This is a genomic window from Moorena bouillonii PNG (assembly GCF_001942495.1).
Taxonomy (GTDB): domain Bacteria; phylum Cyanobacteriota; class Cyanobacteriia; order Cyanobacteriales; family Coleofasciculaceae; genus Moorena; species Moorena bouillonii.
On the sequence record NZ_MKZS01000001.1, the window covers coordinates 1,046,452 to 1,060,734 of the forward strand.

Here is a 14,283-nt window from a genome sequence, read left to right on the forward strand (position 1 = left end):
ACTCCCTACTCCCGACTCCCTACTCCCGACTCCCTACTCCCGACTCCCTACTCCCTACTCCCTACTCCCTACTCCCTACTCCCTACTCCCTTCAAACCTAATTACTCAACCACATGTAACCGTCGAGTAATCATAATCATGCCATCCCCCCGAATTAATATCGCTGAAATCCAGCGGTCTTCTGGTAACAGTGGGGCTCGGCCAACCTTAAAAATTCCCCCGGCAGCCAAAGATTCCAGGTCAATATCAGTGGGATTAGTATAGCGCTGTGGGCTGACGGATTCTTCTATAGCTACTCCCAGCAGCAAATCATCTCCAAGGGGTTCGGTGACAATGGCATCAAAATTAAATCGCTGACCAATACGCACTTGTTCTGGTAATTTCACCGTTACCTTGGGAGGATTGGCTCCTGATGTGATTTGCGATCGCTCTGCCAAAATGGTTGAATAGACAATTTTTTGGTTTTCAAAGCGCTGACGCGATCGCAAAGTCGATTCAAATTTGGTCTTAGTAGCATCCTGTTCGTTACTAGTAATATAAGTCACTGTTTCTGCCACAATTGCGTTGCCCTCTTGCTGCCAATCCGTCAGTTCCGTGCGGTAATTCAACACAGGGTAGCGCTGCCACAATTGAACCAACGCTTCTCCCATCAAATCCCGACTTAAGCCATCGGAGTTAGCAAAATTAGCGCTATAGAATTCCAGCAACCCTTCAACATCCTTGCTATTAGCGAAGCGATCAATTTGGCTGAGGGTATCTTTAAGCTGAGGCGGTGCCGTTTCCGGACTATCTGCTTCGGCTTTCAGAGGAGAGCCGAGGGTCAACCCTGCCGTTAATAGTACAAATACTGACCAGTCCCAAGACATAGACTTGACTTTAGTAGTAAAAGACTGGGATAGTCGTTGCAGTAAGGTTGCTGGATTGGTCATTGGTAATCGTTAACTGGTAACTGGTAACTGGTAACTGGTAATTCTGGTAACTAGTAACTAGTAATTAGTAATTGATAATTGGTGATTGGAGAAACGGTAATCCCTTGGACTAAGGCCACTAACCAATCAACCATCAACGTTTCACCAATGATATCAAATCTAGTTTGATAACCTATGTCTAGTCCAGACAGTCGTGATCTCAACATTTTCATCTGCTAGGGTTTTAGCAAGGATTTGTTCCGACTTCCCGATTCCCGACTCCCGATTCCCGACTCCCGATTCCCATTAACCCAACACAAAAGTCCCTCACCCAATTGATAAAGGAGACCAATAGCCGTGTCTAAGTCACCCATTCGATTGCTGATTGCCGCTAGTGGTACGGGGGGACACATATTTCCCGCCCTCGCAGTAGCCCAACACTTACCCAATTACACTATCGAGTGGCTTGGTGTTCCTGACCGCATCGAAAATGATTTGCTACCACCAGACTACCCCCTGCACACCATTGCCGTAGAAGGCTTTCAACAACGCTTCGGTCTCGGTACTCTAAGCATTGTTACCCGCCTGGTCAGTTCAATTTGGCAAGTGCGGCAACTGCTGAGAGAGGGTAAATTTGATGGTGTCTTTACCACTGGGGGTTACATCGCTGGACCTGCAATTATGGCAGCACGGTGGCAGGGTCTACCTACCATTATACATGAATCTAACGCTATTCCCGGAAAAGTAACCCGCTGGCTGAGTCCCTTTTGTAATACTGTAGCCCTAGGGTTTGAAGCCGCTTCCAAGTACCTACCCCGGATTAAAACTGTAACCGTTGGTACACCAGTGCGCGATAGTTTTCAACTGACTCAGGCACTGGAACTCCCGATTCCACCAGAGGTACCCTTGATTGTGGTGGTTGGGGGTTCCCAAGGAGCAGTGGCAGTGAATAAACTAGTGCGCCAATGTGCTCCCCTCTGGTTTGAAGCCGGTGCTTGGATTGTTCATTTAACTGGAGAAAAAGACCCAGAGGCGAACACCCTGAGCCATCCTCAGTACCTGTCTATGCCCTTTTATGACCAGATGGCACCATTACTGCAACGGGCAAACTTAGCCATTAGCCGTGCTGGTGCCGGAACCTTAACGGAGCTAGCGATAACTGAAACACCAGCGATTCTGATTCCCTACCCTTATGCAGCGGAAGACCATCAAGCTTTCAATGCAGCTAGCTTTAAGGATTCTGGTGCTGCTTTAGTATTTCGTCAAGACCAGTTGACTCACGAAACATTAGAACAGGAGGTGCTGGCTTTACTCAAGTCACCAACTAGGTTAGAACAGATCAAACAAAAAGCAGCTAGTCTTGCGATTAGGGATAGTGGAAAGCGTTTAGCTTCTCTAGTTCGTGAGTTAGTTGAAAAATGAAATATTAAATGGGAAAGGGAGTAGGGAGCAGGGAGCAGGGAGCAGAGAAGAGGAAAGAGAAAAATTATGTGTATCTCATTAGGTTAAAAAGTGCTTTATTTTATTTTATATAATAAAAATTGCTCAACCCGAGTAATATAAAGAAAATAATTGCAAAAAAAACCAAAATTTACTGTAGGCTATATTAGAGGTTTTGATTCGATAATGACTAGATTAATTTAATAAATTATTATCATTTTCCCATTCATTATATATATAGCGTTTTTCGTAGCTATGAGGTACACATTCTTTTTCACCTCTTCCCCTCCTGGGAGGGGTTAGGGGTGGGTTCCTATTCCCTGCTCCCTGCTCCCTGCTCCCTGCTCCCTGCTCCCTGCTCCCTAAAAACCAGAAATTTGTACCTCACAAGTCGTATAATTGCTATAATAGTTATTGGTAATATCGAACCAAATTGACTGTTATGATTACTTTGTATAAGGCACCACCTTTATGGGGATTACCGAGCCTTAGTCCCCCCTGTATGAAATTAGAAACTTGGCTGCGTATAGCTAATATTGCTTACGAGATAGAGATTCCTAAGGACTTGACTAAAGCTCCCGGCAAAATTCCGTTTATAGACTATGAAGGAAAACTGATCGGCGACTCTACCCTAATTATCGAGATGCTTAAGGAAAAAGAGGGCATAGATCCTGACCGCGATTTGACCTCAACCGAAAAAGCAATATCCTTAGCTTTTCGGCGGATGCTGAAAGAAAATACGTATTGGGGAGAGGTTTATATTAGTATGAACATTGAAGAAAACTGGCAAGTATACAAACAAGCATTAACGAATCTCTATTTTGATGGAAGCTCGACACCAGAATCGGAACAGTTTTTCCAACAGGTGCGAAAGTCCATTTCTAATCAGATTTATGGACAGGGAATGGGTCGTCACTCCGAGAAGGAAATTTGTCAAATTATTAATGCTGATTTTCAAGCCCTGTCTGATTATTTAGCAGATAAACCATTTTTTATGGGGGATAAACCGACCACTTTAGATGCAACTGCTTATGGTTATATTGCAAACATAATTTTACCTCCTTTCAAGAGTATGATTATTGATCGCGTATCTCAATTCAAAAATCTCTGTCAATATTGTCAACGGATGAAACAGGAGTTTTTTCCAGATTATTTGCCTTCTTAATCGAGAGTCACTTAATTTGTGTTTGAATCTATAATTCTATTGTATTATTGTTGTCACCTCCTCAAGTGGCCAAGTCGTGTAATCTAGCAGAAATTCAGAATCAATATGGAGACAATGGGAGGCATTTGCGATGACAGAAGTGAAACGGTATTGGATGATCGTTCATTACGAAACTGAATTTGAAGCGGAAAACGAAGACGAAGCCTATCACGATATTCGACTCGGTAATACAATAATCGAAAACGCAACAGTAGTGGCCAAAGAGCTTCCTGAGTCTTTAGAAGGGGGTCACCTCAAAGAAATTATTAACGAAGCTAAACTCGAAGCCCGACGAGAAGCAGCGGTGTCTATCCTGCTGGCACAACTCGCCTGGAAAACCGAAGACTATGCTCTGAGGTGGGAAGGACTCTCTAAGCTGGCACCTCAGAGACAGGAGCAAATTGAAGCACTATCTTTGGAACAAATTGAATCTCTGAGTATAGATGCGATCGCGTTTTCTAGTATGGCCGACTTGGAGGGTTGGCTTGATCGTTTTTATGGTTGAGAAGGGTTTGTGTATTAGGTGGGTGGGATCTAAGCTGAAGACTACTCACGCTGCCTTTGCTGCGGTCAAAGCTTACGGTAAAAGCTTAATGAACAATAAAGTTTTCAGACTTGTGTCACCTTCTAGACAAGGGCAGTGGGAGAATAAAGTTATCACCTGCTAAACCATTCAAAACCCTTAAAAACCCAACTATGGCCAAAACCGTTGCTGAAGTCATGACCCGCGAGCCGATCGTGGTGCAGCCCCAAACACCGATCAAGGAAGTCATCAAAATTATTGCTGAACAAAGCATCAGTGGCTTGCCGGTGGTTAATGAAGCAGGCAAATTGGTGGGAGTGATATCAGAAACTGACTTGCTGTGGCAGGAGACAGGAGTAGAACCGCCAGTCTATATCATGTTTCTCGACAGCGTGATTTACTTAGAAAATCCTGCCCGTTATGACCAAGAACTCCATAAAGCACTTGGACAAACCGCTGGGGACGTAATGACTGGTCATCCCATGAGCATCAAACCCGATCAACCCTTACGGAAAGCGGCTAAGTTGATGCAGGAAAAATCAATCCACCATTTACCAGTAACAGATGAGGCAGAGCAAGTGATTGGAATTCTGACCTCTGGGGATATTGTCCGCGCTATGGCAGCTAAGTTACAGAATTAAGGAAACTGTTCTATCCCAAATAGTGTTCACGGTGAACAACTAACATGGTAAGTTGAGTCTTGGCGAGATATAGATCAAATACCCATGAGCGTTACTCGTGAATCTGTCGAAGAGCTGCTGAATTCATCGGATTTTGGCCACCGCATTAGAGGATTAAACCAACTACGCCAGCTTGAACCATCGGTGGCGTTTGAGCTAATTCAACCCTTGGTTAACGATAACAATGTTCGGATTCGATATGGCGCAGTGAGCCAGCTCCATACCTTAGGTCATCATGATTTAACCGTATCTTTGACCCTATTACGCGATCGCCTTTTCAATGATCCAGAACCTGATGTTCAGGCAGCAGCAGCAGATTCCTTGAGTGCCTTAAAGCTCACCGAAGCCTATGATGATTTAGAGCAAATCTATAACCAAACCACTGAGTGGATCGTTAAATTTAGTATTATTGCTGCCTTAGGGGAACTAGGTGAACCCCGTTCATTTCAACTTTTAGAAGATGCTCTCAAATCCGATACCAGTTTAATCCAAACCGCCGCCATTAGTTCCTTAGGAGAATTGGGAGACCCCCGGGCTGTGCCTCTGCTGATTCCCTTTGCCACTAATTCCGACTGGCAAATTCGTTACCGGTTAGTACAGGCACTGGTTAATCTGGGAGGAGAAGAGGCTAAGGCAGTCCTAGAAACATTAGCTAATGACAGTGTTGAGCAGGTGGCTAGTGTAGCGCAAGAGGGGCTACAAGCATAAGGCTTGAACAGGGAATAGGAAGAAGACTGTGGGGAGAGGGGCTCACAGGGGTAGGTTTTTTACATTTGGGTCGGGAGTCGGGAGTCGGGAGTCGGGAGTCGGGAGTCGTCAGAAGCGGGAAATGGGCAGAATTACCCCGGAAATGATTGTGTATTTTGATACATATTTTAATACATATATTGAGGAGTTTCTAGCTAATGAAAGTACGTACTCAAAACCTACCCTTGTAAAATCTCCCCATCTCCCTATCTCCCTATCTCCCCATCTCCCCAGACTTCCCGCGCCCAGGGGCTATAACATGCCAACTTACAAAAACCCTTCCATGTCAATCATTTCAATCATCTGAAGTCCACGGGGGTCTCCCACTTTCAAGAGGGCAGCTTTGGCGTCTTCTTGTACCCCTAGGTCTTGATCATCAGCAATTGCTTCAATTAAAGCATCAATAGCACCAGCGTAAACCGCATTGGAGGGCAATTCCCGACACAGCTGCCCGATAGACCAAGCACAATTACTGCGCACTGCTGCTACTGGGTCTTTCCTTAAAGCAGTAATCAAGGGCGGAATTGATGCGATTACTTCTTCATAATCTAACTCTGCCATTTGCGCTAGAGCACTAGCTGCCCACAAACGCACTGCAGGAATATCGGTTTTTAGGGAATCAATTAGAGACGCTAAAGCACGGCGATCGCGACAGTTCCCCAATGCCCAGACAACCCCTTTACGGACATAACCGTTCCAATCAACGGTTAGCTGGTCAATCAAAGGCTTTACTGCTGTGGGACTGGGATTGCGCCCTAGACCATAGGCAGCACTTACCCGCACCAAGGGACAAACATCATTTAACAGGTTAATCAGATGGGGAATTGCTCGCTCATCTTGCAACTCACAAAAGGCACGAGCTGCTAGCATCCGTTGTTGGCTTTCCGGTGCCGTTAACAGAGCCAGCATTTCCTCTGGATCAGGTTTGGAAGCTTCTAACTCATCTTCAATCGGCTCTATGTCATCTAAAGGGCTTTCTAGTAAAGCCGTATTATCCAATAAACTCAGATCATCATCTTCATACATGCCTGATAACCTACCTTATCTTGCCTGATTCTACCAGTTTCATAATTAGTATTTTCTGTGCAATGGTTTAACCATCCACAGAGATTGGGTGCGGAAACCCAGTCGCTGGTAAAGGTTCAAAGCGACTTGATTCGATTGAAACACCTGTAATCCAAGTTGGCGATCGCCTCTTGCCCTTGCCCAAGCTTCAGCGTGCTGCATCAGTGCTGAACCAATGCCTTGACGGCGGTGTGCTGGCATGACGTAAAGTAAAAAGATATAAGTATAGCGATCGCCATTTACCTGATCAACCCCATTGCCCATCCACAGACAACCCACCGGCAAGGGATGAGTTATAATAGAGCCTTTCCTAGAAACCTTCCCATCTGCTACTGTAACCCACCACAGGGGGGTTTCTCTGGAAAAGTACTGTTTAACAGTCTTCGCCAGGTGAGAAAAATCATTTTGTTCCGGAAAAAGCTCTTGGTAAGTTAACTCCATGAAATTTACCAAAATTGCCCGTTCTCGTCCCGTTCCCAGGCGTAGCTGGTAGCCTGCTAACAATGGCTTACTCACCAATTTTCGCCAAATTTTGGTTAACAACCAGCTGAGCGAATACTGGTGCTTGAATGCTGGCAGCGTCAACGTCTTCAATCGGTGCAGGGGCTAGCATATCGTTCGGTAAAAAGATCCGAGAACTGACTGCCAACAGGGCAATTAAGAAGCCTAGTAGTGCCAGTAGGGGAGCAATGTACTGACGAAAAATAGCCATGAATTTAATGGTTCGTTGATTTTAACAATTCTTTACTTTTTCCATCTTACTACAATGGGACAGCTTTTAGCGGTTGGAGGTTGGAGGTTGGAGGTTATTTGGTTGAAGGTTATTTGGTTGGAGGTTATTTGGTTGAAGGTTGGAGGTTGGAGGTTGGAGGTTGGAGGTTGAAGGTTGGAGGTTGGAGGTTGCAGGTTGGAGGTTAGAGGTTAGAGGTTAGAGGTTAGAGGTTGTAGGTTGACCCCTTCCTCATCTCCTCATCTCCCCATCTCCCCATCTCCCCACACTTCCCACACTTCCGATACTCTTCCCCCTGTTCCCTATTCCCTGATCCGAAGTTCCCTGCTCCCTTAGACTCGATCAGCTAGTTTTGTGATAACTTGAATAACCGTATCCGCAAGTTGATCATTTCCCCGGAGCCAACCGAGGGGAGTCAAATGCTTACCAGGAAGTTTCTCATCAATGAGTGGAAAGGGATTATTTGGTAAATTCTGTTGTAGCCAACGTACCGTTCCAGCTTCTTGAGCAATCTTATCCTTACTGAAGCTAATTAAAGCAGTAAGATTAAATAAACGGCTATTTTTAATCAAGCAATAGGTTTGTTTGGGTTTGGGTAACACCCCGAAACCAAGTCTGTCTACTAAATCAGCGATGAATGGAACAGGAACTGCACTACGGGTACCACTAATAACAGGAGCCATTAATACAGAGGGTTGATTGATCAAAGAAATATCTTTTATCTCAGCGTTTTTGAGGCTATCTTCAATCTGCTTCTCTTGATCTTTACCCACACAATTTCCCAGAATTCCCTGAACTTTTTTGAACTCCAAATCACTTAAAAGCTCTAAAAGTGCGATATATTTTGTTCCTAGGCTGTGACCTAACCAAAAATAATTACTCCCTCTGGCAGAGGGGTCTTCTTCATAGATACTGTACTCATAGCCCAATTTTTTTGCTTCTTCAAAAATTCCATTGAATAGGGCTTTTTGTTCTTTGACCAAACCAATTGCTACAGGCCAATGGCGGAAGGTAAATCTAAACGGTCTGGCAACAACGGTATAACCTGATTCAAATAATCGCTTGGCGATATACCGGTAAAAAATTGTCGGAAAACTTCCGAAAAACGCACCACCAATCAATTGAACAACACCTATCGGCTTGGGATGGATAGCAACCCAAGCAAAGGGAATTGGTCTAAATTTAAATTCGGTATTCATGGCAGTAATATCTTTAAGGATAAGTAAGTTGCAGGTTACAGATTGAAGGTTGAAGGTTGAAAGTTACAGGTTGAAGGTTAGAGGTTGAAGGTTAGAGGTTAGAGGTTGAAAGTTACAGGTTGAAGGTTAGAGGTTGAAGGTTAGAGGTTAGAGGTTGAAGGTTACAGGTTACAGGTTGAAGGTTACAGGTTGAAGGTTACAGGTTACAGGTTAGAGGTTGAAGGTTAGAGGTTGAAGGTTACAGGTTGCAGGTTGCAGGTTACAGGTTGAAGGTTACAGGTTGAAGGTTACAGGTTGCAGGTTGCAGGTTACAGGTTGAAGGTTACAGGTTAGAGCTTAGAGGTTACAGCTTTCAGCTTTCAGGTTATTAAACCTTGAACCTTCAACATTCAACCCAACCTTGAACCTTCAACATTCAACCCAACCTTGAACCTTCAACATTCAACCCAACCTTGAACCTTCAACATTCAACATTCAACCCAACATTCAACCTTCAACATTCAACCCAACCTTCAACCTTAAACCTTCAACCCAACCTTCAACCTTAAACCTTCAACCCAACCTTCAACCTTCACCCTTCAACCCAACCTTCAACCTTCATTGTCTTTTCACTTGAGCCGAGTTGGGCACGGACAAACTGTGTCCGCCGCTCAGTTAACAGCAAACTCAGAGCCATGACGAATTCAGAGGCACTACCGACGAGGGTGCCAACTCTAGAGATTGGTACAGCATTGCCAATTAGGGCAACCAAGGTTCCTACAAATAGCCATGGCCATTTCAGCCTTACCCAGATGCCGATACCAATCAGCAGCACGAACAAATTGACCAAAATTGTTACAATTGGTGGACCACTCACTTCCGCCACTGTGTAGCGCAAGGTACCAGCAAAGGTGACTGGAACCAATTCTAGGCCAACAAAGTGGGTCGCCACTTCATACCCACCCAGTCCTAGGGCAAGCACCCAGGATAACACTCGTACAATTGTATTAGCCCAAACTGCTCCAGCCCGGTGAGCTAGCTCAACAGCAATTACAATAAATAGGGGCACCACTAAGAAGTGTAACAGGAAGCGTACCATACTCAGTGATTTCAGGAGATCTCCTTTACCAATCAGGCTCCCCATGGCCAAAACTAGATTGTCATAGCTAATGCTTGCTAGCACAATTGGCAGCACAATCATGGCCAGACTAGTTGAGCGACGCCACAAGCGAATCGCCCATGCCAGTAATACCCATTCCACCAAAGCAAGACTGAGATGGCCAAGGGGATAAATTTTTAACAAACTTTTAGTCATGATGTTCCATAAACTGAAACAATATCTAAGCTTGGTCTTGATAAGTGCTATGGCTCTCAAAAACGTGACCAAGCTATGCAAGACCGGCTTATGGGTAAGAGTATTGATCGTCGAATAGCAATTACCCTTAGTTACCAGTTAATTGATTTCAATTCATTGTTGCAAGTTCCTGGATTGATAAATTTACGTTAATTAATAAATCGCAAGATATTGTAGTCAAATCCGACCTCAGCATTCACGTCTTAGCTAAAATTAGGTAATGCTGGATCAATAAACAGAGTCAGCCCTAATCGGTTTTTCAAATAGGGCACTTTTTCGTGACCCGGTTTGGAAGCTATCAGTTATGTTACGCTGATAATAACTAGCTGATAGCTGATTCACGGGGCTGAATGGTTACCATCGGATTACATTCACGGTTAAGATATTGAGGATTTTTCTGTCTCTTATTGTGTCAATTAAGAGAAAATCATCTAAAATTAGTAAGGTACAATTAGTAGGGGCGAAAAGGTTACAGTTAAACAGACTTGGGGTGGTCAATCATGACGAAATTGAAAGGATTAGCTTTAGTCTCAGGGTTCATCAAACTGATTATCATTTGTAGTCTGATTCAACCGATGATCGTCGGTTGTACTCAACCAACAGAAAATGTGAGTAAGGCGGATTTAAATCAAGAGATTCAAGCAACAGAAAATTTGGTTAAGGCGGATTTAAATCAAGAGATTAAACTCCAGATCGATCAGATGGCATTAATGGAATCGAAAACGATGCAAGTTAAGGTTCTGGATATAGTGGAGGATTCCAGATGCCCAGCTGATGTAGTCTGTGTGCAACCAGGACAAGTCACCATTGCCTTCGAGGTTGTCAAGGAGAACTCAAAACCAGAGGAGGTTGAGTTAACCCTCAGAGCAGCCCAAGACAATTTAGCTGTTAAAAATTTTGATGGCTATTCCATGACATTAAAAAATGTTGAACCCTTGCCAATGACTAATCAGGAAAAAATAATACAATCCGACTATATTGTAACGATTGTTGTATCAAAAAGTTAAACCCTCGGAAATCTAACCTATAATGCTAATTTGGGTATCGATTTTTTCAATCGAGACACCACAGATAAAGGGGTTGCTCATTTGGGGGGATGATTGATGAAACTCTGAAACAGGGTGAAGAGACTGGAAGTAAGGCAAGATAAAACAGACTCAATCATCCTACCATTAAGCAATGCTATAAATCAGAAACTGTTTTGAGTTGACTTCGCTATGATTAAAAGTGGCTGGCAAGGCTTCCAAGGTGTTGCTTCTGGCAATAAAACTTGACAAAAAACCTGCCCTAGCAACGGCGATCATAGTAATAGCAAAAAGACTTAAATAATACTATGTCTACCAAGATAAACCATCACCACCATCACCACCATCACCACCATCACCACCATCACCACCACAACCCTCTGCACTGTATAGTTCCGGCGTATATGCTGCGGGAAGTTTCAGAACAGGGAAGCCCTATACAGCGAGAACGGGCATTGAGCGCCCTAGTGGAATCTGGTCAGTTCCGTGGAGTGCGCCAGGAATTAGCTGACTTCTCCACACGACCCAGTTCCCGAGAAGAAGGAGCAGCCAAACAACGGGTGATCTGCCATGCAGACTACCAAACTCGTTTACCTGGCCGTGAAGTCCGGGGGGAAGGAGACCCTCCCACAGGTGACACAGCAGTGGATGAAGCCTACGATGGTTCTGGAGCCACCTTTGATTTATATCGTGACATATACGAGCGGAACTCGATTGATGATCGCGGGATGGTGTTGACCTCAACGGTTCATTATGGGCGGGGTTTTGACAACGCCTTCTGGAATGGTCAACAGATGACCTATGGGGATGGGGATGAAGATTTGCCAGAAGAGGAGAGACTCTTCAATCGCTTTACCATCGCCATCGATATTATTGGCCATGAGCTGACCCATGGGGTGATCCAATATGAAGCGGGACTGGTTTATCGGAATCAACCAGGTGCTCTCAACGAACACTTCGCTGATGTGTTCGGAATCCTAGTTAAGCAACGGACACTCAACCAAACTGCTAGTGAATCGGATTGGGTGATTGGAGCTGGTCTGTTTACTGAGAATGTCAATGCTACAGGCATTCGCTCCATGAAAGAACCAGGGAGTGCTTATAACGACCCCAGACTAGGTAAAGACCCTCAACCAGGTCATATGAGAGACATCTACACCGGGTCTCAAGATAATGGTGGGGTTCATATCAATTCTGGTATCCCCAACCGAGCCTTCTACATTGCTGCTCTGGACATTGGTGGATACGCTTGGGACAAGGCCGGTTGGATCTGGTATCTGACTTTGAGGGATAAGCTGGGTTCCACCTCAGATTTTGAGGATGCTGCCAGAGAGACATACAAGGTGGCAGGAGACCGATTTGGTGTTGGCAGCCTGGAACAAAAAGCTGTCCGTAAAGGTTGGGAAGAGGTAGGTGTTGAGATTATTGAACAGCCTCCGACCCCTCAACCCCCCGAACCCCCAGGATGCGCCGCAGGTGCGCCAGACTTTATCAGGTCTTTCTTCACCCCCTCTTAGGGAGTAGCCAAAACATAAAATACCAGTTCTTCCCTTGTAGGGTGGGCAGTGGCTGTTACCGATGCAGCCAGTTTGCGTTCGCGTAGGGTGGCCAACGGCCAATCGCGTAGCGGTTCCTTACTGGCAGTGCCAGACGCTGCGCGAACGGAACATCGCGTTTTTAGCCACTGCCCACCCTACGATATGGCATGATTTTAAGACTGAGGTGGAATGGGCATCTTGGGTGGAATGGGCATCTTGCCCGTTCCTTAGATTTTGGCGCGGGCAGGATGCCCACTCTACTCCTATTCAAAAGAAGACTGACGCAAGGCTAGGATTAATCTGTACTGCCCACTTGCGTTCGCGTAGCGTGGCCAACGGCCAATCGCGTTTTTCCCCACTGCCCACCCTAGGATTAATCTAGAATTAATCAGAATAGTGCAAGATTTTAGTAGTCTCGCAATCAAACCCTAATAAATAGGGATAAAACAGTATTTCACGGTATAAAACCGACATTGACATTTTTCTAGCACTAGAGTATACTGAGGAAAGAAGACACCCTAGTTGATGATGCCCAAAAAAGTAGGAGTAACAAAGAAGATATCAACTCAGATTGTCCCAGTAGTAGGGATGACTGAATCGGTTGAGGCTGAGTTACTATCTACTATGAAAAAGCTGGGCATTGTTCGGGCTGAGTCTTACAACAAGCTAGGAAGCATCAACTATTGGGGATTAGACTGGAAAAAGGCTATTCCGGAAGTAAAAAGTTTTAGAACTCCCGATACCTTGGGGCTGCCTGCCAAATTAATGGACTGGACTATCAATGATGTAGCGAAAGCCATTACAGCTCAACAAGCTGCCTGTATCGATGCAGTTATCAAAAAAATTTACAAAAGGTTTTCTGGGAAAAAAGATCAAAAGACTAGGAAAGAACTTTGCAAGCAGCTTAAGACCTTAGCTTTTCTAAAAAATCCACTCCTTCATAGACTTGTTAGAAAACAATTTCATAGAGGACATTCTTGGGTCAAAAATCAAATAGTCTATCAACAAGTAGGATATAACTGTAAGAGACTTTATCAAAATACTTACCAGCTAGAATTAGCTGGCCTTACTAGAGGAAAAAGAAATAAAATAATCGTCAAGTCTAATCGAAAAATCAAAGGTCAGATTAGACTAATATACAATCAATTATTGCCAAAGTTTGAGGTTCACTTTTTAGGAGATCATGGCAATGTTAGAATCCCTGCTGAACGTCGCAGCATAGGGCTAGACAAAGGATACACCGAGGCTTTTTATGATTCAGACGGCCAGACCCATGGAAAAGGACTAGGCAAAGCAGCCACCCAAAAATCCGATCGTATCTGCGAGAAAAACAGAAAGAGAGGAAAACTCTGGGCACTCCACAGAAAGCTCGAAAAAATAGACCCAGTGAAGTCTGCTCGGGTATTAAAAAACAATTTAGCTAGAAAAACAGAAAATAAGCGTTATAGGCAGAACCAATCAGAGATTAAAGCCATCATAGGAGCAGCCTCCAAGTCTGTTTTTAATGGTGAGTCATTAAAAGTATTTGCTGTTCGCGTAGCGTGGCCTACGGCCTCAGATTTAACACAACCAATCCGAAATAAACGCCAGTCCAAACCTCTGTCTCGTAAGCTCAATAGTTGGATGAAAGGAGAGCTGAGAGAGTCATTACAGAAATGGGCTAATTGGACTGGCTCGGTTGTGACAGAAGTTCAACCTAGTTACACGTCGCAAGTTGACTCTAGGAATGGAACCCTTCTTGGGAAAAGGACTGGGGACAACTTTACCGGATTTGATGGGGTCGTGTTACAGGCTGACTACAATGCTGCCAGAAATATTCTTAGCAGAGGTACGGATAAGGGTGCGATTCGTTGGCTAGAAACCAAAACCTCTTATGGGATTTTGGGGGATT

Annotated in this window: 16 protein-coding genes; 9 read left to right on the forward strand and 7 right to left on the reverse strand. The window is 44.5% G+C overall.

The window, feature by feature from the left end; translation table 11 throughout:
• Positions 1-101: 101 nt before the first annotated feature.
• Complete coding sequence (locus tag BJP37_RS04290) at positions 102-929, reverse strand: nuclear transport factor 2 family protein (protein WP_075896752.1); 828 nt, start codon at positions 927-929, stop codon at positions 102-104.
• Between the two features lie 50 nt (positions 930-979).
• Positions 980-1,135: a hypothetical protein gene (locus BJP37_RS38445; protein WP_158069410.1), complete on the reverse strand. Its 156-nt coding sequence runs from the start codon at positions 1,133-1,135 to the stop codon at positions 980-982.
• 130 nt (positions 1,136-1,265) lie between these two features.
• On the opposite strand from BJP37_RS38445, the gene murG reads away from it, so the two are divergent.
• The 5 genes from murG (at position 1,266) to nblB (ending at position 5,463) form a co-directional block, all read left to right on the forward strand.
• Complete coding sequence (murG, locus tag BJP37_RS04295) at positions 1,266-2,330, forward strand: undecaprenyldiphospho-muramoylpentapeptide beta-N-acetylglucosaminyltransferase (RefSeq protein ID WP_075896754.1); 1,065 nt, start codon at positions 1,266-1,268, stop codon at positions 2,328-2,330.
• A gap of 460 nt (positions 2,331-2,790) precedes the next feature.
• Complete coding sequence (locus tag BJP37_RS38450; RefSeq protein ID WP_075896756.1) at positions 2,791-3,513, forward strand: glutathione S-transferase family protein; 723 nt, start codon at positions 2,791-2,793, stop codon at positions 3,511-3,513.
• Between the two features lie 130 nt (positions 3,514-3,643).
• Positions 3,644-4,057 carry a DUF4351 domain-containing protein gene (locus BJP37_RS04305; protein WP_075896758.1) on the forward strand — a complete coding sequence of 138 codons (414 nt, stop codon included), beginning with the start codon at positions 3,644-3,646 and terminating at the stop codon, positions 4,055-4,057.
• 191 nt (positions 4,058-4,248) lie between these two features.
• On the forward strand, positions 4,249-4,716 hold the full coding sequence (locus BJP37_RS04310; RefSeq protein ID WP_075896760.1) for a CBS domain-containing protein: 468 nt from the start codon (positions 4,249-4,251) through the stop codon (positions 4,714-4,716).
• 84 nt (positions 4,717-4,800) lie between these two features.
• A complete protein-coding gene (gene nblB, locus BJP37_RS04315; RefSeq protein WP_075896762.1) occupies positions 4,801-5,463 on the forward strand; it encodes a phycobilisome degradation protein NblB in 663 nt (220 codons plus the stop codon).
• A gap of 306 nt (positions 5,464-5,769) precedes the next feature.
• Here the strand turns inward: nblB and BJP37_RS04320 are convergent, their stop codons facing one another.
• The 5 genes from BJP37_RS04320 to BJP37_RS04345 all read right to left on the reverse strand — a co-directional run bounded on the left by BJP37_RS04320 (position 5,770) and on the right by BJP37_RS04345 (position 9,790).
• Positions 5,770-6,528: a HEAT repeat domain-containing protein gene (locus tag BJP37_RS04320; RefSeq protein ID WP_075896764.1), complete on the reverse strand. Its 759-nt coding sequence runs from the start codon at positions 6,526-6,528 to the stop codon at positions 5,770-5,772.
• 45 nt (positions 6,529-6,573) lie between these two features.
• Positions 6,574-7,083, reverse strand: coding sequence for a GNAT family N-acetyltransferase (locus BJP37_RS04325; protein ID WP_075896766.1), 510 nt, complete (start codon positions 7,081-7,083; stop codon positions 6,574-6,576).
• Positions 7,076-7,279 carry a DUF8624 family small hydrophobic protein gene (locus tag BJP37_RS04330; protein ID WP_070391199.1) on the reverse strand — a complete coding sequence of 68 codons (204 nt, stop codon included), beginning with the start codon at positions 7,277-7,279 and terminating at the stop codon, positions 7,076-7,078. Before BJP37_RS04330 ends, BJP37_RS04325 begins: the two co-directional genes overlap by 8 nt.
• 350 nt (positions 7,280-7,629) lie before the next feature.
• Positions 7,630-8,496: a DUF1350 family protein gene (locus tag BJP37_RS04340; protein WP_075896768.1), complete on the reverse strand. Its 867-nt coding sequence runs from the start codon at positions 8,494-8,496 to the stop codon at positions 7,630-7,632.
• Positions 8,497-9,067: 571 nt separating this feature from the next.
• Positions 9,068-9,790, reverse strand: coding sequence for a hypothetical protein (locus BJP37_RS04345; protein WP_075896770.1), 723 nt, complete (start codon positions 9,788-9,790; stop codon positions 9,068-9,070).
• A 539-nt stretch (positions 9,791-10,329) separates the two neighbouring features.
• On the opposite strand from BJP37_RS04345, the gene BJP37_RS04350 reads away from it, so the two are divergent.
• From BJP37_RS04350 to BJP37_RS04360, 4 genes are all read left to right on the forward strand, one after another.
• The gene (locus BJP37_RS04350; protein WP_075896772.1) at positions 10,330-10,836 is read left to right on the forward strand and encodes a hypothetical protein; all 507 of its coding nucleotides are present in this window, start codon (positions 10,330-10,332) and stop codon (positions 10,834-10,836) included.
• A gap of 326 nt (positions 10,837-11,162) precedes the next feature.
• Positions 11,163-12,371 (forward strand): M4 family metallopeptidase, encoded by a 1,209-nt coding sequence (locus tag BJP37_RS04355; protein ID WP_229415192.1) that lies wholly within the window; start codon positions 11,163-11,165, stop codon positions 12,369-12,371.
• Positions 12,372-12,432: 61 nt separating this feature from the next.
• Entirely contained in the window at positions 12,433-12,774 is a 342-nt protein-coding gene (locus tag BJP37_RS35605; RefSeq protein WP_143727462.1) for a hypothetical protein, read from the forward strand.
• A 146-nt stretch (positions 12,775-12,920) separates the two neighbouring features.
• On the forward strand, positions 12,921-14,283 hold a 1,363-nt coding region (locus tag BJP37_RS04360; protein WP_075896776.1), incomplete at its 3' end, for a zinc ribbon domain-containing protein.